This window comes from Streptomyces misionensis, from assembly GCF_007896895.1.
Taxonomy (GTDB): Bacteria; Actinomycetota; Actinomycetes; order Streptomycetales; family Streptomycetaceae; genus Streptomyces; species Streptomyces misionensis_A.
In genome coordinates this window covers 49,875-68,286 of sequence record NZ_VOGW01000204.1, presented here as the reverse complement: position 1 = coordinate 68,286, position 18,412 = coordinate 49,875, and the positions used below count along the sequence as shown (strand labels likewise).

Sequence of the window (18,412 nt, the reverse complement as noted above, 5' to 3'; positions counted from 1 at the left end):
GCGAAGAGGCGGTCTTGTGCGGGGGTGTCGGGTATTGTGATGCTTGCAGGTTGCCGCCGAGTGGCGAGGGGGGGGTGGACGCAGGAGTCGTGACGAGTCGAGGGTGGCCGCATGGTCGAGTACGGGATGGTGGGCGCGTTCGACCACGTGCTGCGCGGCGCCGAGCAGGCCACGGTGGCGTTCAACCCGGCGTACCTGCTGGACGCGTTGAACTCCTTCACGTGTCCGGGGCTGCGGATCGAGCTGCTCGGGGCGGGTCAGCGGGCGCTGCTCGGGGGCACCGGGGCGGCGGACGGCCACCGGCATCTGCTCATGTCCGTAAAGCAATTGGTCTGATCCGGTCGCTTTCCGACTCCGGCGGTCATTGTCAGTGGGGTGCGGTAGCTTCGCGAGTGGTGGGGCGCGAAGGCGCGTACGAACGGCCGCAGGGTGGGTGGGCGATGAGTGAGGGTACGGCGACGGCGGGGATCGACGCCGTCCTGGAGCAGCACCGGACCGAGCTGACCGGTTACTGCTACCGGATGCTCGGGTCCTCCTTCGAGGCGGAGGACGCGGTGCAGGACACGCTGGTGCGGGCCTGGCGCAGCCACGACCGGTTCGAGGGCCGGTCCTCGCTGCGGTCGTGGCTGTACCGGATCGCGACGAACGTGTGCCTGGACATGCTGTCGGCGGGGAACAGACGGGCGCGGCCGATGGATCTGACCGACGCGACGCCGCTGGCGCAGGCGGCGCTGTCACCCCGCCCCGACCACACCTGGCTGGAGCCGGTGCCGGACGCGCGGGTGCTGCCGGCGGTGGGCGATCCGGCGGAGGCGGCGGTGGCCAAGGAGTCGGTCCGGCTGGCGTTCATGGCGGCGTTGCAGCAACTGCCGCCCAAGCAGCGGGCGGTGCTGATCCTGCGCGAGGTGCTGGCGTGGAAGGCGAGCGAGGTGGCCGAGCTGCTGGACACCTCGGTCGCCTCGGTCAACAGCGCGCTGCAGCGGGCGCGGGCCACGCTCGCCGAGCGGGCGGCGGCGGGTGCCGAGGGCGAGGTGTCCGACCCGCTGGACGAAGAGCAGCAGAAACTGCTGGAGCGCTATGTGAAGGCGTTCGAGGGGTACGACATGGCGGCGCTGACGGCACTGCTGCACGAGGACGCGGTCATGACGATGCCGCCGTTCGACCTGTGGCTGCGCGGTCCCGCGGACATCACCGGCTTCATGTCCACCCTCGGCGCCTCCTGCGCCGGCTCGCGGCTGGTGCCGGTGCGGGCCAACGGGCTGCCGGGGTTCGCGCACTACAAGCCGGACCCGGACAACGGCGGCTTCAGCCCGTGGGCCGTGCAGGTGCTGGAGCTGTCAGGGGGCCGGATCACCGGTTTCCACTGCTTCCTCGACACCGGGCGCTGGTTCCCGCTCTTCGGTCTGCCCCTCCATCTGGAAGCGGAGGCCGGTGAGGGCGAGGAGGGCGCGTAGCGCGGGGCCGGGGGCGCGCAGCCGGATCCGGCCGCCGGCCCGGCGCGCGGTCAGCTCCAGCCGGGCCAGCAGGTCCACCTCGGCGAGGCCCGGCGGCCCGAGCCCGCGCACGTCGCACACGACGGTCCGGGTGCCGGTGCGCTCCAGTGCGGCCCGTACGGCGGCACAGAGCACCGGCACCTCGGCCCGCCCCACGGGTCCGGGCAGCACGAGCACGGGAGGTTCCTCGGCGTCCACGCAGAGGTAGACGGCCGGGCGGGGCGTAACTCATCGCAGCGCCGGGGGGCGGCGGCCGGGGCTGATCGGGATCACGTTGACCGATCGCGCGTGCCCCCTGGAGGGTTGGGGCCGTGACGGGGGTACTCAGCGGGTTCGCGGTGATCGCGATCGTGATCGGGGCGGGCTATGTGCTCGGGCGGCGCGGCACGCTCGGGGCGCAGGGCGTGGAGGTGCTGACGCGGCTGGCGTTCACGGTGGCCGGACCCGCGCTGCTGTTCACCACGCTGGCCAAGGCCGATCTGTCCGTGCTCTTCTCCGCCCGCCTGCTGGTGACGGCGCTGAGCACGGCGGCGGTCTGCGCGGTGTTCGTCGCGGTCGGGGTGGCGCGGCGGTGGGGCACGGGCCGTACCACGATCGGCGCGCTGTGCTCGGGTTACGTCAACTCGGGCAACCTCGGCATCCCCATCGCCGCGTACGTCCTCGGCGACGCGTCACTGGTGGCGCCGGTGCTGCTCTTCCAGGTCGTCCTCGTCACGCCGGTCGCGCTCACCGTGCTGGACCTGTCGGGCACGGGCGGCAAGGGCACGCTCGGGCAGCGCCTGCTGACGCCGCTGCGCAACCCGATCGCGGTGGGATCGCTGTCGGGGGTCGTGGTGTCGGCCGCGGGCCTGCGGCTCCCCGGCCCGGTGATGGAGCCGCTCACCCTCATCGGCGCCATGTCGGTCCCCGCGGCCCTGCTGGCCTTCGGCATGTCCCTGCACGGCAGCGCGGCCCCCTGGCGCGGCCCGGACCGCGAACTCGTCTTCCTCTCCGTGGCGTTGAAGACCCTGGGCCAGCCGCTGGCCGCCTGGGCCCTCGCCGCGTCCCTCTTCCACCTCCACGGCGCGCCCCTCCTCGACGTGGTCGTCACCTCCGCCCTCCCGGCGGCCCAGAACCTCTTCACCTACGCCGCCCGCTACCACGTCGCCGAATCCCTGGCCCGCGAGTCGATCCTCCTGTCGACGGTGGTCTCGGTACCGGTGCTGGTGGGGGTGGCGACGGTGTTGGGGTGAGCGTCAGCCGACGGACACGGCGCGACGGAAGGGAGCGGGCAACCGGATGGGCGAACCGAACGGCGCCGATGCGAGAGCACGGTAGATTCCGGCGCTTGGAGCGCCGTACAGCGTGACGGCCGGGCCCTCGGACGCCATTGGGTCGACGAGGAGGTACAGCGGAACACCCGCCGCGGCATAGCCGGCGACCTTCGTGTCCCGGTCGTGTCGAGCGGTGGCGGCGGAGGTGATCTCCACCGTCAGCTCGGCCGCGCCGACGGGGACCGAGTACTCGTTCCCGCTGTTCAGCGCTTGGCCCGGCACCACCGCGAGGTCCGGCACATACAGCTCGGCGCGCGCGGGACTCACCAAGGCCAGCCGCTCGTGGACGCCCCAGGAATCCGGGATCACCTCGTACAGGCGCCGCCGCAGCGAGGCCTGTACGAGGTGATGGGCGACCGCTGAGTAAGGGGCGATCGTGACGAGTCCTCGGAGGATCTCCACCTTGCAGCCCTTGGGGGCGTCGGTCTGTTTCCAGAGCCAGAGCAGTTCGTCCCACTCGCTCGCCGGCAGCAGGTAATCGCCCTCGAACTCGTCCATGGGCCCGTCACACAGGCCGAACGGGACCGGCGCGGGTTCGCCGGTCCCGTTCACCCGTATGAGGAAGCCGCAGGTCAGCCGATACGTTCCAGCACCACCGGGTTGGGCGTGAAGTCCGTGCCGGGGGCGGCGATGTCGTAGGAACCCTCGACCGCCTGAAGGGCGTAGCCGAAGCGGTCCGGGGTGTCGGTGTGCAGGGTCAGCAGGGGCTGGCCCTCGGTCACCGTGTCGCCGGGCTTGGCGTGCAGCTCGACACCCGCGGCGGCCTGCACCGGGTCCTCCTTGCGGGCGCGGCCGGCGCCCAGGCGCCAGGCGGCGATGCCGATGTCGTAGGCGTCGAGGCGGGTGAGGACACCGGAGGACGGGGCCGTCACCACGTGCTGCTCGCGGGAGGTGGGCAGCGGGGCGTCCGGGTCGCCGCCCTGGGCCGCGATCATGCGGCGCCAGACGTCCATCGCCGAGCCGTCGGCCAGCGCCTTCGCCGGGTCGGCGTCCTTCAGGCCGGCCGCGTCCAGCATCTCGCGGGCCAGGGCGAGGGTCAGCTCGACCACGTCCGCCGGGCCGCCGCCCGCCAGGACCTCCACCGACTCGCGGACCTCCAGCGCGTTGCCCGCCGTCAGGCCGAGCGGGGTGGACATGTCCGTCAGCAGCGCGACCGTGCGCACGCCGTGGTCCGTGCCCAGGCCCACCATGGTGGAGGCCAGCTCCCGGGCGTCGGCGAGGGTCTTCATGAAGGCGCCGGAGCCGACCTTCACGTCCAGCACCAGGGATCCCGTGCCCTCGGCGATCTTCTTGGACATGATGGAGGAGGCGATCAGCGGGATCGCCTCGACCGTGCCGGTGACGTCGCGCAGCGCGTACAGCTTCTTGTCCGCGGGGGCCAGGCCGTCGCCCGCCGCGCAGATCACCGCGCCGACCGAGTCCAGCACGCTCAGCATCTCCTCGTTGGAGAGCAGGGCGCGCCAGCCGGGGATGGACTCCAGCTTGTCGAGGGTGCCGCCGGTGTGGCCGAGGCCCCGGCCGGACAGCTGCGGGACGGCCGCGCCGCAGGCCGCGACCAGCGGGGCCAGCGGCAGGGTGATCTTGTCGCCGACACCGCCGGTGGAGTGCTTGTCGGCGGTCGGGCGGGAGAGCGCGGAGAAGTCCATGCGCTCGCCGGAGGCGATCATGGCCGCGGTCCAGCGGGCGATCTCGCCCCGGTTCATGCCGTTGAGCAGGATCGCCATGGCGAGCGCGGACATCTGCTCGTCGGCGACCTCGCCGCGGGTGTACGCGTCGATGACCCAGTCGATCTGCTCGTCGGTCAGCTCGCCGCGGTCCCGCTTGGTGCGGATGACGGAGATGGCGTCCATGGCCATGGCTGGTGGCTTCCTTCCGGGAGGTGCGAAGGTGTACGGCCCCCCTGAGGTGGTCAGGGGGGCCGTACGGGAGTTACTTGGTGAGATGGTCCGGGCCGAAGGCCTGCGGGAGCATCCCGGACAGCGGCAGGACACCCTCGGGGGTGTCCAGCAGCAGCTCCGGGCCGCCGAACTCGTACAGCAGCTGGCGGCAGCGGCCGCACGGGACGAGCAGCTCGCCCTCACCGTTCACGCAGGTGAAGTGGGTGAGGCGACCGCCGCCCGTGCGCTGGAGCTCGGAGACCAGGCCGCACTCGGCGCACAGGCCGAGGCCGTAGGAGGCGTTCTCGACGTTGCAGCCGGTGACGGTGCGGCCGTCGTCCACCAGGGCCGCCACCCCGACGGGGTAGCCCGAGTAGGGGGCGTAGGCGTGCACCATCGCCTCCCGGGCCGCGGCGCGCAGCGCCTCCCAGTCGAACCCGCCGTCTTCCGTGCTCACTTGCCCTGACCCTTCCGGTACCGCATGCCGTCCGCCTTCGGCATCCGCAGGCGCTGCGCGGACAGCGACAGCACCAGCAGCGTGACGACGTACGGCGTGGCGCCCACGAAGTCGCTCGGCACCTCGTCGGTGAACAGGTACCAGACCAGCACGGCCGCGGCCACGACCAGGCTGATCACGCCCTGCCACGTCGCCTTGCGGTACAGCTTCCACCCGGCGAGGGCGACGAGCAGCACGACCAGCAGGAGCAGCAGCGCGTGCACGGTCGTGCCGCCGTTGCGCAGCTGGAGGGCGTCGGAGTAGCCGAACAGGCCCGCGCCCATGGCCAGGCCGCCCGGCCGCCAGTTGCCGAAGATCATCGCGGCGAGGCCGATGTAGCCGCGGCCGCCGGTCTGGCCCTCCAGGTAGGTGTGCGAGGTGACCAGCGCGAGGAAGGCGCCGCCGAGGCCGGCGAGGCCGCCGGAGACGGCGACGGCCGCGTACTTGTAGGAGTAGACGTTGACGCCGAGGGACTCCGCCGCGACCGGGTTCTCGCCGCAGGAGCGCAGCCGCAGCCCGAACGGGGTGCGCCACAGCAGCCACCAGCTGCCCACGAACAGCACCGCGGCGAGGATGGTCACCACGGACAGGTGGGTGACCACACCGCCGAGGATGCCGGCGAGGTCGGAGACCAGGAACCAGTGGTGGCCCTCGATCGACTGGAGGCCGTCGGACAGGCCGGGGACGGTGACGTCGGGCAGGGCGTCCACGGGCGGGGACTGCTTGGGGTTGCCGCCCGCGTTGGCCGCCGGCCCGTCGGTGAAGCACAGCTTGGCGAGGTACTGGGTGGCGCCGAGCGCGAGCAGGTTGAGCGCGACACCGGAGACGATGTGGTCGACGCCGAAGGTGATGGTGGCGACCGCGTGCACCAGGCCGCCGAGGACGCCGAAGCCGATCCCGCACAGCAGGCCGACCCAGGGGCTGGACTGCCAGCCGGCCCAGCCGGCGCCGAAGGTGCCGAGGATCATCATGCCTTCGAGGCCGATGTTGACCACGCCGGCCCGCTCCGACCACAGGCCGGCGAGTCCGGCGAGGCCGATCGGCACGGCGAGCCCGAGGGCGGCGCCGACCTGGCCCGCGGAGTCGAGGTCCTGCGAGCCGGTGATCACCCGGACCGCGGCCAGGAGCAGCAGCGCGCCCGCGACGAGCACGAGGATCTGGCCGAGCGAGCGGCCCGAACCGCGCGGCGCGGCGCCCGCGGCCTTGGGCGCCGCGGGCGGCGGCGCGTCGGTCATCGTGGCAGTCATCACGCCACCTCCTGCTTCTTCATCGGGGCGGCGGCGACCTGGGCGGCGAGTTCCGCGCCGACCCGCTGCTGCTGGCGCTTGAGGCCGTACCGGCGTACGACCTCGTAGGCGATCACGACGCACAGGACGATGACGCCCTGGATCACGCCGAGGATCTCCTTGTCGTAGCCCTGGAACTCCAGGTGGTTGGTGGTGCGCTCCAGGAAGCCCCAGAGCAGGGCGCCGAGCGCGATGCCGATCGGGTTGTTGCGGCCGAGCAGCGCGATGGCGATGCCGGTGAAGCCGATGCCGGTCGGGAAGTCGGCGCTGTACTGGTAGCTGTCGTTGAGCAGGGTCGGCATGCCGATCAGACCGGCCACCGCACCCGAGATGATCATGCTGGTGGCGACCATCTTCTTCACCGACACACCGCTCGCCGCGGCCGCGCTCTCGGACTGGCCGACGGTGCGCAGGTCGTAGCCGAACCGGGTGCGGCCGAGGACGAACCAGTACGCGATGCCGACCAGGGCGGCTATCACGATGAAGCCCCACAGCTCGCCGGACGGGCCGGTGTCGATGTTGAAGAAGTGCGACGCCGACGGCAGCGGCTTGGTGGCGACGACGGTGCCGCCCTGCTGGAGCTGGGCGAGCTTGCCGGGCTGGAGCAGGTAGGCGATGACCGCGGTGGCGATCGAGTTCAGCATGATGGTCGAGATGACCTCGCTGACGCCCCGGGTCACCTTGAGGACACCGGCGATGGCCGCCCACACCGCGCCGGTCGCCATGGCGCAGATCAGGATGAGCAGCACGGAGAGCCAGCCCGGCAGGGTCAGCGCCCCGCCGAGCACGGCGGCGAAGAACGCGGCGAGCCGGTACTGGCCGTCGACGCCGATGTTGAACAGGTTCATCCGGAAGCCGATGGCCACCGAGACACCCGCGAGGTAGTACGTGGTCGCCTTGTTGAGGATGTAGACCTGGCTGTCGCTGGCGAAGCCGTAGTTCAGCATGTCGCTGAAGGCGGGGCCGGGGTTCTTGCCGGTCGCGAGGATCACCAGGGCGGTGATGACGAGCGCGGCGACGATCGCCAGCAGCGGTGCCGCGATCCCGAGGAGCAGCCGCTCCTTGTCGATCCGTGAGGTCAGCTTGTTCATCGCGCGTCGTCCTCCGCGTGCTCCAAGTGGCCGGTGGCCGCACCCGTCATGGCGGAGCCCAGCTCCTCGGGGGTGATGGTGGCGGGGTCGGCGTCGGCGACCAGGCGGCCGCGGTACATCACCCGCAGGGTGTCGGACAGGCCGATCAGCTCGTCCAGGTCGGCGGAGATCAGCAGCACGGCCAGGCCCTCGCGGCGGGCCTCGCGGATGTGGTCCCAGATGGCCGCCTGCGCGCCGACGTCCACACCGCGGGTGGGGTGGGCGGCGATGAGCAGCTTGGGGTCGTGGCTCATCTCGCGGCCGACGATCAGCTTCTGCTGGTTGCCGCCGGACAGCGAGGCGGCGGTGACGTCGATACCGGGGGTGCGGACGTCGTACGACCGCACGATCCGCTCGGTGTCGGCGCGGGCGCCCTTGGTGTCGAGCAGCGCGCCGCGGGAGTTGGGCTTCTCGGTGACGTGGCCGAGGATGCGGTTCTCCCACAGCGGGGCTTCGAGGAGCAGGCCGTGGCGGTGGCGGTCCTCGGGGATGTAGCCGATGCCGGCCTCGCGGCGGTCGCGGGTGGCGCTCTGCGAGATGTCGGTGCCGTCGAGGGTGATGGTCCCGGCGTCCGGGTGGCGCATGCCCATGATCGCCTCGACCAGCTCCGACTGGCCGTTGCCCTCCACACCGGCGATGCCGAGGATCTCGCCCTTGTGGATGGTGAAGGAGATCTCGTCCAGGACGACGCGCTCGATGCCGTCGAGGTCGGTCTGGGCGAGGTGCAGGCCCTCGATCGTGAGCATCGGGACGTCGGTGACCGTGGACTCCTCGGTCACCGGGGTGGGCAGTTCGCTGCCGACCATCATCTCGGCGAGCTGCCGGGGGGTGGTGGAGGCCGGTTCGGCGGTGCCGACGGTCGTGCCGCGCCGGATGACGGTGATCTCGTCGGCGACGGAGAGCACCTCGCCCAGCTTGTGCGAGATGAAGATGACGGTGAGGCCCTCGGCCTTGAGCTCGCGCAGGTTGTCGAAGAGGGCGTCGACCTCCTGCGGCACGAGGACGGCGGTGGGCTCGTCCAGGATGAGCGTCCTGGCGCCGCGGTAGAGGACCTTGAGGATCTCCACGCGCTGGCGGTCGGCGACGCCCAGCTCCTCGACGAGGACGTCGGGGCGCACGTTCAGGCCGTACGCGTCCGAGATCTCCTTGATCTTCGCGCGGGCCTTGCCGCCGATGCCGTACAGCTTCTCCGCACCGAGGACGACGTTCTCCAGCACGGTGAGGTTGTCGGCGAGCATGAAGTGCTGGTGCACCATGCCGATGCCGCGGGCGATCGCGTCGGCGGGGTTGTGCAGGACGGCCTGTTCGCCGTCGATGGTGATGGTGCCCTCGTCCGGCTGCTGCATGCCGTAGAGGATCTTCATCAGGGTGGACTTGCCGGCGCCGTTCTCACCGCACAGGGCATGGACGGTGCCCTTGGACACGGTGATGTCGATGTCGCGGTTGGCGACGACGCCGGGGAAACGCTTGGTGATGCCGCGCAGTTCGACGGCAGCGGGAGGGCTGGACGCGTTGATGGCGCACTCTCCTCGGGGAAAGGGGCTGCGTAGGGGAGGGAGGGCAGGCGTCGGCGACGCTAGCGCGGCAACTCCTAGCTACACGCGTAGAGTTGACACATTGTTATGGCTCGGCGAAGGGGCCGCGAACGGCTCACCCGCGCCGAGCCGGGGTCCGGTGGAGGGACCGGACCCTTGTGGGCCGACGGGTCCGGTGGACGGCCGGACCCCTACAGGTCGGTCGGGTCAGCTCAAGGGGTGGTCTTGACCTTGATCTTGCCGTCGACGATCTGCTGCTTGGCGGCGTCCAGCTTGGGCTGGATGTCCTTCAGGTAGCCACCGCTGGTGGCCAGGGAGACACCGCCCTTGGCGAGGGAGTACACGTTGTTGCCGGAGAGCGGCTTGCCGTTCTTGACGGACTGGATGAAGTCGAAGACGCCGACGTCGACGTTCTTGACCGCGGAGGTCAGGATGGAGCTCTTGTACTTCTCCATGCCCGGGATGTTGTACTGGTCGGAGTCGACGCCGATCGCCCAGGCGCCCTTGACGCCGTTGACGGCCTCGATGGCGCCGGTGCCGGAGGAGCCGGCCGCCGTGTAGATGACGTCGGCGCCGTTGTCGAGCATGCCCTGCGCGGCCTGCTGGCCCTTGTCCGGGCTGGAGAAGCCGGAGGTGTCCTGGCCGTGGCTCAGGTACTGGACGTCGACCTTCACCTTGGGGTTGGTGTCGTGCACGCCCTGCGCGTAACCGGCCTGGAACTTCTTGATCAGCGGGTTGTCGACACCGCCGATGAAGCCGATGTGGTTCTTCTTGGTCTTCAGCGCGGCGGCGACACCGGCCAGGTAGGAGCTCTGCTCCTCGGTGAAGGTGATGCTGTCGATGTTCTTGCCGTCCACGACCGAGTCGACGATGCCGAAGCTGGTCTTGGGGTACTTCGCGGCGATCTTCTGCACCGACGGGGCGTAGGCGTAGCCCACGGCGACGATCGGGTTGTAGCCGGCGTCCGCCAGGTCCTGGAGGCGCTGCTCGCGGTCGGCCTCGGTGTCCGAGGTCTTGGCGGTCAGTTCCTTGATGGAACCGCCGAACTGCTTCTCGGCCTTGTCGGCACCGCGCGCGGCGGAGTCGTTGAAGGACCGGTCGCCACGGCCGCCGACGTCGTAGGCGAGGCCGATCTTGACGCCGCCCTTGCCCCCGCCCGAAGAGGAGGAGGAACTGGCGTCGTCGGAGGACGTCTTGCCACAGGCAGTGGCGGCAAGGGCGAGGGCTGCGGTGGTGAGACACGCAGCGGAAAGCTTGGCTACCCGGCGCACGGGAAGGCTCCTTCACCTGACCTGAGCGCCATGTCGGCGCTTGAGCCGAACACCCCGGCGGCGACGGCTTCGCGGCATCGTAACGCGCGTAGATGTCGCAAAAAACCCTCTCTCGAAGCCGTTATCGATTCGAGGCAAACAGCATCTGAACTCGAAGTCCGAGCCGTGTCACGGGGGTGTGGCGCACAGCGCACGATTGGCTTGCGGATGCGTTGCGCCGGAGCGGAGGGCCCCCTACGGATGCGGTGCGCCGGACCGGAGGGTCCCCCAGGGGGCCGGGGTCGCCCCTTGAGGGAGCCATGGGGAGCGGCCCCCTCGGGGGCCGCTCCGTCTCAGCTCTGCCGGCCGTCGCTGTCGTCCAGGAACGCGGCCGCGGTGAACATCTCCACGCCGACCGTGATGGCGCGCTCGTCGGCGTCGAAGTCGCCCTGGTGCAGGTCGCGCACGGTGCGTTCGCCGGGGCGGCGCACCCCGAGCCGGGCCATGGCGCCGGGCACGTGCTCCAGGTACCAGGAGAAGTCCTCGCCGCCGAGGCTCTGCTCGGTGCTCTCGATGGAGTCCCGGCCCCGGCGCGCGGCCATCGCCCGGCGCAGCAGATCCGCGGCGTCGCGGTCGTTGACGACGGGGGGCACCCCGCGCACGTAGTTGATCTCGGACTTGGCCCGGTGCAGGGTGGCGACCTCGTCGATGGCCGCGTGCACGATGTCGGGGGCCTGCCGCCACGCCTCCAGGTCCAGGCAGCGGACGGTGCCGGACAGCTCGGCGTGCTGCGGTACGACGTTCGGCGCGTGCCCCGACTCGATCCGGCCCCAGGTGAGGGCGAGCCCGGCGCGGGTGTCCACGCGGCGGGCGATCAGCGCGGGCACGTCGACGGCGACCCGGGCGGCGGCGGTGACCAGGTCGGTGGTCAGGTGCGGGCGCGCGGTGTGACCGCCGGGGCCGTCCAGGGCGATCTCCAGCCGGTCGCAGGCGCTGGTGATCGGTCCGTGCCGCAGCCCGATCCGGCCGGCGTCGACGCGGGGGTCGCAGTGCACGGCGAGGATGCGTCCGACCCCGTTGAGCACGCCGTCCTCGATGGCCGCCAGGGCGCCGCCGGGCAGCACCTCCTCGGCGGGCTGGAAGATCAGCCGTACCGGCCGGGTGAGCAGGCCCTTGGCGTGCAGGTCGGCGAGGACGAGGCCGGTGCCCAGCACCACGGTGGTGTGCATGTCGTGCCCGCACGCGTGCGCCCGGTCGGGGACGGTGGAGCGGTACGCACAGTCACTCTTCGTGTCCGGGATGGGCAGCGCGTCGATGTCGGCGCGCAGCGCGAGCACCGGTACGGCGGCGCGCTCGCCCTCCTTCAACCCGATGTCGCACACGAGTCCGGTTCCGGTGGCGAGGACACGGGGGCGCAGCCCGGCCTTCTCCAAGCGCTCTTTGATCGCGGCGGTGGTGCGGAACTCCTGGTTGCCGAGCTCCGGGTGCATGTGCAAGTCGCGGCGGAACGCGACGAGTTCGGCGTACAGGGACTCGCTCAGCACGCCGGGGAGCACATCCCCCGAAAGGCCGGCCTCGGACTCTAGGGACATCAATTGCTTCACCCTCTGAAGGGTAGGACGCCCTGCCGGTCAACTACCCCTGGATCAACAAAAGTTCAGCCCGATAGGGGAAGAAATCTGACCGCCGGACGCATGGGTGCGGACTCTGATGGGTAAATCCCTCTGTTTTCCTCCTTCCACGGATACCACGGCTCGCCCGCATCACGCTCGCCATGTCCACGAACCGGACCTCCACTCGGCCCGCGCCCAGTAGGGTCGCCACCCGTGATCGAAGCGACCGAGGACTTTCTGCAGACGACCCGTACCTCCTACGACACGATCGCCGGGGACTACGCGGCCCGCTACCCGTCCGGCCTGGTCCACCCGCTGGACCGGAGCGTCGTCATGGCCTTCGCCGAGCTGGCGCGGGGGTCGGCCCCGGTGGCCGACGTGGGCAGCGGCCCCGGCTACGTCACCGCGTTGCTCCACGAGCAGGGGGTGCCGGCGTTCGGCATCGACCTCTCCCCCGCGATGGTGGCGCTGGCCCGCGAGGCCCACCCCGGGCTCCGCTTCCGCACCGGCTCGATGACGGCGCTGGACCTCCCCGACGGGTCCCTGGGCGGCCTCCTCGCCCTCTACTCCACGATCCACGTCCCGGACGCGCACCTCCCCGGGGTCTTCGCCGAATTCCACCGCACGCTCGCGCCCGGCGCCCCGGTGCTCCTCGCCTTCCAGACCTCGAAGCCCGCCGAGCCGCTGCCCCGCCTCCACCTCGCGGAGCGCTTCGACCACGACATCGCCCTGGACTACTACTGGCGCACTCCCGAACAGATCACGTCCCTGCTGGCGGAGGCGGGGCTCGCCCTGGTGGCGACGGTGCGCCGGGAACCGTCCGACGAGGAGACCAGGCCCCGGGCGTTCGTGCTGGCCAGGAAGGTGCAGGCCAGGAAGGCGTGAGAGGCGGGAACCCGCCGCCCTCACCCCGTGGGCACCCCCACCCGCTCCCGCTCCAGGGTGGCCCGCAGTTCGCTCATCGCCCGGGCCGCGACGGCCAGCCGCTCGCCCTCGAACGTGCCGCCCATCAGCTCGGCCAGGCACTCGCCGAAGGTCTCGGCCGCCGCATCGGCCAGTTCCGCCCCCGCCTCCGTCAGCTCCAGCAGCGACGACCGGCGGTCGGCGGGGTTGGGACGCCGCACGACCCACCCGCGCTTCTCCAGCCGGTCGATGCCCTTGCTCGTCGCGCCGATGCCGATCGCGAACTCGGTGGCGAGGTCGGCGACCCGGGCGCCGGGGCGGTCGCGGAGCCGGCGCAGGTACTCGTACTGGGACGTGACGATGCCGTGCCGCTCGCGGAGGCGGTCGCCGAGGGCGTTGTACAGGCGCGTCTCGCAGCGCACGAGGTCGTCGAAGAACCCCGCGAGCGCCGGGGTGCCGTCACCACTTGATTTATATGCCACGGCATATACTGTAGCGGCAGCTATCGACGATCGGAGCTGTGACCATGAGCAAGGCACAACGAGCGGCGCTCGACGCGGAACTGCGTCGAGCGCCCGGGCCCCAGGGCCCTCAGTCGATCGAGGAGCTACGGGCGGGTTTCCGGGCGCTGATGGCGGGGATGCGCGTGCCGGACGGGATACGGACGGAGGCCACCACCCTGGGCCCGCGCCCGGCCCTCCTGGTCGAGCCCACCGCGCCGGGCCCCGCGCCCCGCCCCGGAACCATCCTGTACTTCCACGGCGGCTCCTTCCTCCTCGGCTCCCCCGAGACCGCCCTCTGCCTGACCGCGAACCTCGTGGTCAGGACCGGGGTCAGGGCGCTGTCCCTCGACTACCGCCTCGCCCCGGAGCACCCCTTCCCGGCCGCGATCGAGGACTGCCTGGCCGCCTACCGGGCGCTGCTGGACGGCGGCGAGGACCCGGCGCGGATCGTGTTCGCCGGGGACTCGGCCGGGGGCGGCCTGACCGTGACCACGTGCCTCGCCGCGCGGGACGCGGGCTTGCCGCTGCCGGCGGCGATCGTGGCGTTCTCCGCCGGCCTCGACGCCACCCGGACCGGGGAGAGCATCGACACCAAGGCCGGGATCGACCCCTTCTTCACCCGCGAGGGGCTGGAGCGCAGCGGGGCGGTCTACCGCGCCGGGCAGGACCCGCGCCACCCCCTGCTCAGCCCGGCCGTCCATGCCGACCCGACCGGCCTTCCGCCGATGCTGCTCCAGGTGGGCACGGACGAACTCCTGCTGGACGACTCCACCCGGATGGCCGAGCGCGCGCGGGCGGCCGGCGTGGACGTCGTCCTCGACGTCACCGCCGACGTGCCGCATGTCTTCCAGGCCTACACCGCCACCCTGGACGAGGCCGCCCAGGCACTGGACCGCGCCGCGCTCTTCCTCACGCAGCACATCCGCTGACCCCTAGAAGTGCTCCACCTTCTGCCCCTCGGGAACCCGGTAGCAGCCGGAGACGACCATCAGGCTCAGCTTGGGCGGGTTCCTCTTCTTCATCTGGGTGATGTGGACGCCTACCTTCTGCTCGTCGTTGTCCGCCACCAGGGTGAGGTTCTTGTTCCGGCTGGTGTCGGGGCCGTACTCGACGATCTTCCAGCCGTGCTCCGGCATCCCGTCCCTGAGGTGCCGCATCGCGGTGTCGAGATCGCTCGCCGACGCGGGATAGAAGCTCCACTTGTGGAAGATCCGGAAGTACGTGTCCCGGTCCTTGCCCGAACACTCCTGGACACCGGGGCCGCTGTCGGAGGCCTTTCCCTTGACGCCGATCAGGTCGTAGAGCCGGCTGGACACGCTCTCCGTCCGGTCGGCGGCTTCCCGGGACGTGCTCGTGCCGGCGGACGGGACGTCGTCGGATTCCGTGCTTGAGGTCATGCTGCATCCAGTGAGGGTGATGAGGGCGGTGGACGCGAGGAGCGCGACGGCGCTCGTGCGGTTCTTCAAGATCGGCGGGCCTCGCTCTTCCTAACGGGTGTACTGCCAGGTCGGTGTGGGTTCCTTCAGCTTCACGTCCTCCCCGTGTCCCGCGACGACCAGTGCCTGGTTGAGCAGACTGTCGGAGCCCTCGTCCCAGTAACCACTGTGGCCCGTCGTGTCGGTGGTCATCTGGTTGGCGCCGAAGCGTTCGTCGCTGGGCACGGTCCAGGGTCCGTCCCAGTCGGTACCACCGTGCCCGAAGCGGCCGATGTCGGGCACGATGTCGCCGTCCGCCTCCTCGTTCCAGACATGGCCCTTCGGGACGTCCAGCTGTTCCGCCTTGGGCACCGTCACACCGGGGCTGCCCGCGGTGATCACGTCGTCCGCGTTCAGCGTGCCGTGGTCGGCGGCCGAGCCGACGAGGGTCGTGCCGTACGAATGCCCGATCACCGTGCGGTGCGGCGGGTCGTCACCCGAGTGCGCGGCCTCCAGTCCGTCGAGGAACTGGTTGAAGGCCGGGGCGCCGTCGTCCGCGTAGTGCCGGAACGGCGAGTCCTTCACGATGTCCTGCGGGGCGTCGTAACCGAGCCAGGTGATGGTCGAGACGGGCTGGCCGTCGGCCTCGTCGGTGGCCACACGCCAGGTGGCGGTCATCCGGTCGACGTTGCCGCCGATGTTGCTGAGGTTGGACGTCGTGCCCGGCACGTACACGGCCTGGTGCCGGGCCGTGTCCGGGTCGCCGTTGGCGATGATCGCCCGGCCGTTGCCGTCCGCGCTGAAGCCGAGGAGGAAGGCCGGGGGCAGACCCGTGCGATGGTCCTTGGTGCCCAGGCCGGTCGAGTCGAAGCGGCTCTGGATGGCCTCCATGCCGTGCAGCGACTTGGTGAGGTGGTCGTAGCGTTCGCCGTACTTGCGGTACCAGTCCATCCATTCGTCGGTGTGCACCTTGGACGGCATGGCCCCGAAGCCGCCGTAGGCGGTGATGTACGTCCACTCGTTGGCCGGTGGTTTCGGCATGCCGTCGAGTTCGATCCGGTAGCGGGCCTGGGTCTCGTCCAGCACCACGCGGTTGGCCTCGTCGCGCACCGCCGAGGGCAGGCCGTCGAGCTTGCCCACGCTGTCGGGGCGCAGGGAGAGCCATGCCGCGCGCTGCTCGGGGGTGAGGCCCTGCCACCAGGCCGCGTTCTCCTTCGGGCTGCCCTTCGCGGGCGGTTGCGGCAGGGAGTCCAGGTACTTCTTCCCCGCGTCGCCCACCCCGTCCTGGTCCGACTTCACGTCCGACCAGTCCCGGTTCGACACCACCAGGTCGTCGTCCGCCTTCAGGGCCCGTAGTTTCGGGGCCCATTTGGTGTCCGCGTCCGTGGCTTCCTTCAGGGCGTCGCCGATGCGGTTGGCGAACTCCACCGCCTTGCCGAAGTTGGGGTTCGGGTGCATGTTCACGGCCTGGCGTTCCAGCGCGGACGCCGTCGGGTCCGTCACGCCGCTTCCGACCTGCACGGTGCCGCCCTCCGGCACCTTGCCGTCGACCTCCTTGCCACCCGCGGGGAAGGTGACCGAGCCGTCCGCGCCGACCCTGCACCCCGCCGCCTCGGCGTCCGCCAGGGCCGCCTCCAGCTTCCGCTTGGCCGCGGCCATGTCGAAGGCGAACGCGTTCAACGCGGTGCTGACCAGCGCGCACTCGGTCTGCACGTAGTGGAAGTTCTTGCCCAGTTCCTTCAGCTCGCGCAGGGCCGCCTCCGCCGCCTTGCCCTCGAGCTTGTTGCGTATCGCCGCGCTGATCCCGTTCTCGACGGTGTCCTTGGCCGCGCTCGCCGCCTCGCTCGTGGCCTGGTAGCCGTCCGCTGCCTCCTGGTACTCGGACGGCTTGAGGGCCTTCAGCGTCGCCAGGTCCACGGCCCCGTCACCGGCCCTTCGCCTGGCCGCCGACGGCCTCGGTGTCCTGGTACTTGGTCTTCAGCTTGTCCAGTTCGGCCTTCACGTCGCCGTCGGTCATCGACAGGTCGTGCCCCGCGCGCTCCAGCAGTCCGCCGAGTTCGCCGCAGCGGCCGTGCACGTCGTCGACGTACTTCTTCCAGGAGTCGTGCAACTCCTTCTGCGCGGCGGCGGATCGGCAGCCGGCCGTGTCCCCCAGCCCCGCCTGCCCGTCCTCCAGCTTCCCCAGCGCCTTGCCGAGGCCGTCCTGGAGGCCCTTGGTGTCCTCGCCGGCCTTCGTCCAGACCTTCTTGTCCGACTTCAGGCCGCCGGCATCGGTGCCGCCGCCCCCGCCGCCGGGGTCCACATGGTTCAGCCGCATTCCGGTGCCGCCGCGGGTCGCGGCGTCCGCTTTCAGTCGTTCCCACTCGTCCCAGGACATGCCTGTGGCCTCCCCGTTGTCCCCGTCGCCGGCAGGCCGCGCCGGCCCCGCCATGCTCTCCGCGGGGCAGGTAAGAAATCAAGTCGAACTCTTACCCTCGGGCGTGCGGGGACGGGAGGACGGGAGGACTACGCGGGGCTCACCCTCGCCAGCCGGTGCACGTCCCGGGCCGTTCCGGTCACTCCCGACAGGAAGCCCTGGGCCCGGGGGGAGGCGTGGTCCGTCAGCCAGGCCGGGTCGATGTCGCAGACCGCGACGCGGACGCCGGTCCCGGCGAGGGCCAGGGGGAGGGTGTGGACGACGGTGGAGGGGAAGCTGAGGATCGTACGGCCGATCGGGCCGCGGCGGGCGATGAGTTCGAGCGGCAGGTCGGGGCGGACGATCTCCAGTCCGGTCTCCGTGGCCAGCCGGTGCAGCTTCTCCGTGCTCTCGCGGCGGTGGGCGAAGTAGCGGGTGGCGCCGTGGGCCTTGGCGAGGGTGCGGACGGCGTCGAGGTAGCGCTCGCCGTCCACCACGCCCGTCTCCACCAGGGAGGTGCCCACCATGTCAGCGCCCTTGGTGATCCGCGGCGGGCCGAAGCGGGCGCGGGTCCAGGCGAAGTCGTTCGCGGTGACCGTGACGCCGTCCGGGGCCTCGGTCACCGGCATCGAGGAGAAGACCTCGACCTGCCGGCCGTCGCTGGGGGTCAGCCTGCGGCGGGCCGAGGAGGAGACCGGGGCGAAGAGGAGGTCGCGGGGGCCCGGCCGGCCGCCCTTGCGGTGCCAGCGCACCAGGCGCTCCCCGCGGGCGAGTTGGGCGACGAACTCCATCGTCGCGGTGCCGTCGTCCACCACGACCAGGTCGCCGGCGCGGGTGATGGTCAGCAGCAGCTGGACGTAGCGGGAGAAGGGGTCGCCCATGACGATGCGGTCGGCCCGGCGCAGCAGTCCCGCGAGGCCCCCGATGGTGGCGAAGGGCGCGGTGGCTCCGCCGCGCGCCTCCTCCCAGCGCACCCGGTACCCCTCGTCGCGGGCCAGGTCCGCCATGCGGCGCAGCTGACCGCGGGTCATCGGGTCGGTCGGGGAGAGCACGACGACCGTGAGGTCCGCGTCCGCCGGCGCCGAACCGCCGGCCACCGTCCGCCGCACCTGCGCGGGCACGGAGGGCAACGGCTCCGGGGCGGGCGACCGGCCCGTGCCTGACGGCTGGTCCGGGCCCGGCACCGCGGCCGCGCCCGCCACC

At 71.4% G+C, this 18,412-nt stretch carries 18 protein-coding genes and 1 pseudogene; 5 read left to right on the top strand and 14 right to left on the bottom strand.

Features of this window, described 5'->3' with window-relative positions; translation table 11 throughout:
- Positions 1–150: 150 nt before the first annotated feature.
- Together FRZ03_RS38230 and FRZ03_RS38225 are read left to right on the top strand one after the other, a co-directional pair.
- Positions 151–336, top strand: a pseudogene (locus FRZ03_RS38230) (DNA polymerase III subunit beta); the annotation flags it as partial.
- 104 nt (positions 337–440) lie between these two features.
- The gene (locus FRZ03_RS38225) at positions 441–1,454 is read left to right on the top strand and encodes a sigma-70 family RNA polymerase sigma factor (protein WP_146469749.1); all 1,014 of its coding nucleotides are present in this window, start codon (positions 441–443) and stop codon (positions 1,452–1,454) included.
- Here FRZ03_RS38225 and FRZ03_RS38220 read toward each other — a convergent pair.
- Positions 1,338–1,670, bottom strand: a complete 333-nt coding sequence (locus FRZ03_RS38220) for an STAS domain-containing protein (protein WP_261399510.1) — start codon at positions 1,668–1,670, stop codon at positions 1,338–1,340. The genes FRZ03_RS38225 and FRZ03_RS38220 overlap by 117 nt on opposite strands.
- A gap of 134 nt (positions 1,671–1,804) precedes the next feature.
- On the opposite strand from FRZ03_RS38220, the gene FRZ03_RS38215 reads away from it, so the two are divergent.
- On the top strand, positions 1,805–2,725 hold the full coding sequence (locus FRZ03_RS38215; protein ID WP_146469747.1) for an AEC family transporter: 921 nt from the start codon (positions 1,805–1,807) through the stop codon (positions 2,723–2,725).
- A gap of 3 nt (positions 2,726–2,728) precedes the next feature.
- Here the strand turns inward: FRZ03_RS38215 and FRZ03_RS38210 are convergent, their stop codons facing one another.
- The 8 genes from FRZ03_RS38210 to FRZ03_RS38175 form a co-directional block, all read right to left on the bottom strand.
- Complete coding sequence (locus FRZ03_RS38210) at positions 2,729–3,304, bottom strand: Uma2 family endonuclease (protein ID WP_146469746.1); 576 nt, start codon at positions 3,302–3,304, stop codon at positions 2,729–2,731.
- A gap of 74 nt (positions 3,305–3,378) precedes the next feature.
- Entirely contained in the window at positions 3,379–4,662 is a 1,284-nt protein-coding gene (locus FRZ03_RS38205; RefSeq protein WP_146469745.1) for a thymidine phosphorylase, read from the bottom strand.
- Positions 4,663–4,735: 73 nt separating this feature from the next.
- Positions 4,736–5,140, bottom strand: coding sequence for a cytidine deaminase (locus FRZ03_RS38200; RefSeq protein WP_261399509.1), 405 nt, complete (start codon positions 5,138–5,140; stop codon positions 4,736–4,738).
- Positions 5,137–6,426 carry an ABC transporter permease gene (locus FRZ03_RS40925; RefSeq protein WP_146469743.1) on the bottom strand — a complete coding sequence of 430 codons (1,290 nt, stop codon included), beginning with the start codon at positions 6,424–6,426 and terminating at the stop codon, positions 5,137–5,139. The genes FRZ03_RS38200 and FRZ03_RS40925 overlap by 4 nt, the downstream gene beginning before the upstream one ends.
- On the bottom strand, positions 6,426–7,556 hold the full coding sequence (locus FRZ03_RS38190) for an ABC transporter permease (protein ID WP_146469742.1): 1,131 nt from the start codon (positions 7,554–7,556) through the stop codon (positions 6,426–6,428). The genes FRZ03_RS40925 and FRZ03_RS38190 overlap by 1 nt, the downstream gene beginning before the upstream one ends.
- On the bottom strand, positions 7,553–9,079 hold the full coding sequence (locus FRZ03_RS38185) for an ABC transporter ATP-binding protein (protein ID WP_146469741.1): 1,527 nt from the start codon (positions 9,077–9,079) through the stop codon (positions 7,553–7,555). Before FRZ03_RS38185 ends, FRZ03_RS38190 begins: the two co-directional genes overlap by 4 nt.
- A 263-nt stretch (positions 9,080–9,342) precedes the next feature.
- Complete coding sequence (locus tag FRZ03_RS38180) at positions 9,343–10,401, bottom strand: BMP family lipoprotein (protein WP_146469740.1); 1,059 nt, start codon at positions 10,399–10,401, stop codon at positions 9,343–9,345.
- A 332-nt stretch (positions 10,402–10,733) separates the two neighbouring features.
- Positions 10,734–11,972, bottom strand: coding sequence for an amidohydrolase (locus tag FRZ03_RS38175; RefSeq protein ID WP_186785831.1), 1,239 nt, complete (start codon positions 11,970–11,972; stop codon positions 10,734–10,736).
- A 234-nt stretch (positions 11,973–12,206) separates the two neighbouring features.
- Here FRZ03_RS38175 and FRZ03_RS38170 point away from each other — a divergent pair, with 234 nt between their 5' ends.
- The gene (locus FRZ03_RS38170; protein WP_146469739.1) at positions 12,207–12,878 is read left to right on the top strand and encodes a class I SAM-dependent methyltransferase; all 672 of its coding nucleotides are present in this window, start codon (positions 12,207–12,209) and stop codon (positions 12,876–12,878) included.
- Positions 12,879–12,898: 20 nt separating this feature from the next.
- Here the strand turns inward: FRZ03_RS38170 and FRZ03_RS38165 are convergent, their stop codons facing one another.
- A complete protein-coding gene (locus FRZ03_RS38165) occupies positions 12,899–13,378 on the bottom strand; it encodes a MarR family winged helix-turn-helix transcriptional regulator (RefSeq protein WP_146469738.1) in 480 nt (159 codons plus the stop codon).
- A gap of 44 nt (positions 13,379–13,422) precedes the next feature.
- Between FRZ03_RS38165 and FRZ03_RS38160 the strand changes: the two genes are divergently transcribed.
- A complete protein-coding gene (locus FRZ03_RS38160) occupies positions 13,423–14,328 on the top strand; it encodes an alpha/beta hydrolase (protein WP_146469770.1) in 906 nt (301 codons plus the stop codon).
- A gap of 3 nt (positions 14,329–14,331) precedes the next feature.
- Here FRZ03_RS38160 and FRZ03_RS38155 read toward each other — a convergent pair whose 3' ends face one another.
- The 4 genes from FRZ03_RS38155 to FRZ03_RS38140 form a co-directional block, all read right to left on the bottom strand.
- Entirely contained in the window at positions 14,332–14,796 is a 465-nt protein-coding gene (locus FRZ03_RS38155) for a hypothetical protein (RefSeq protein ID WP_261399508.1), read from the bottom strand.
- A 90-nt stretch (positions 14,797–14,886) separates the two neighbouring features.
- The gene (locus FRZ03_RS38150; RefSeq protein ID WP_146469736.1) at positions 14,887–16,731 is read right to left on the bottom strand and encodes an alpha/beta hydrolase; all 1,845 of its coding nucleotides are present in this window, start codon (positions 16,729–16,731) and stop codon (positions 14,887–14,889) included.
- Between the two features lie 7 nt (positions 16,732–16,738).
- Entirely contained in the window at positions 16,739–17,191 is a 453-nt protein-coding gene (locus FRZ03_RS38145; protein WP_146469735.1) for a hypothetical protein, read from the bottom strand.
- Positions 17,192–17,319: 128 nt separating this feature from the next.
- The gene (locus FRZ03_RS38140) at positions 17,320–18,330 is read right to left on the bottom strand and encodes a hypothetical protein (RefSeq protein ID WP_261399511.1); all 1,011 of its coding nucleotides are present in this window, start codon (positions 18,328–18,330) and stop codon (positions 17,320–17,322) included.
- Between the last annotated feature and the right edge of the window lie 82 nt (positions 18,331–18,412).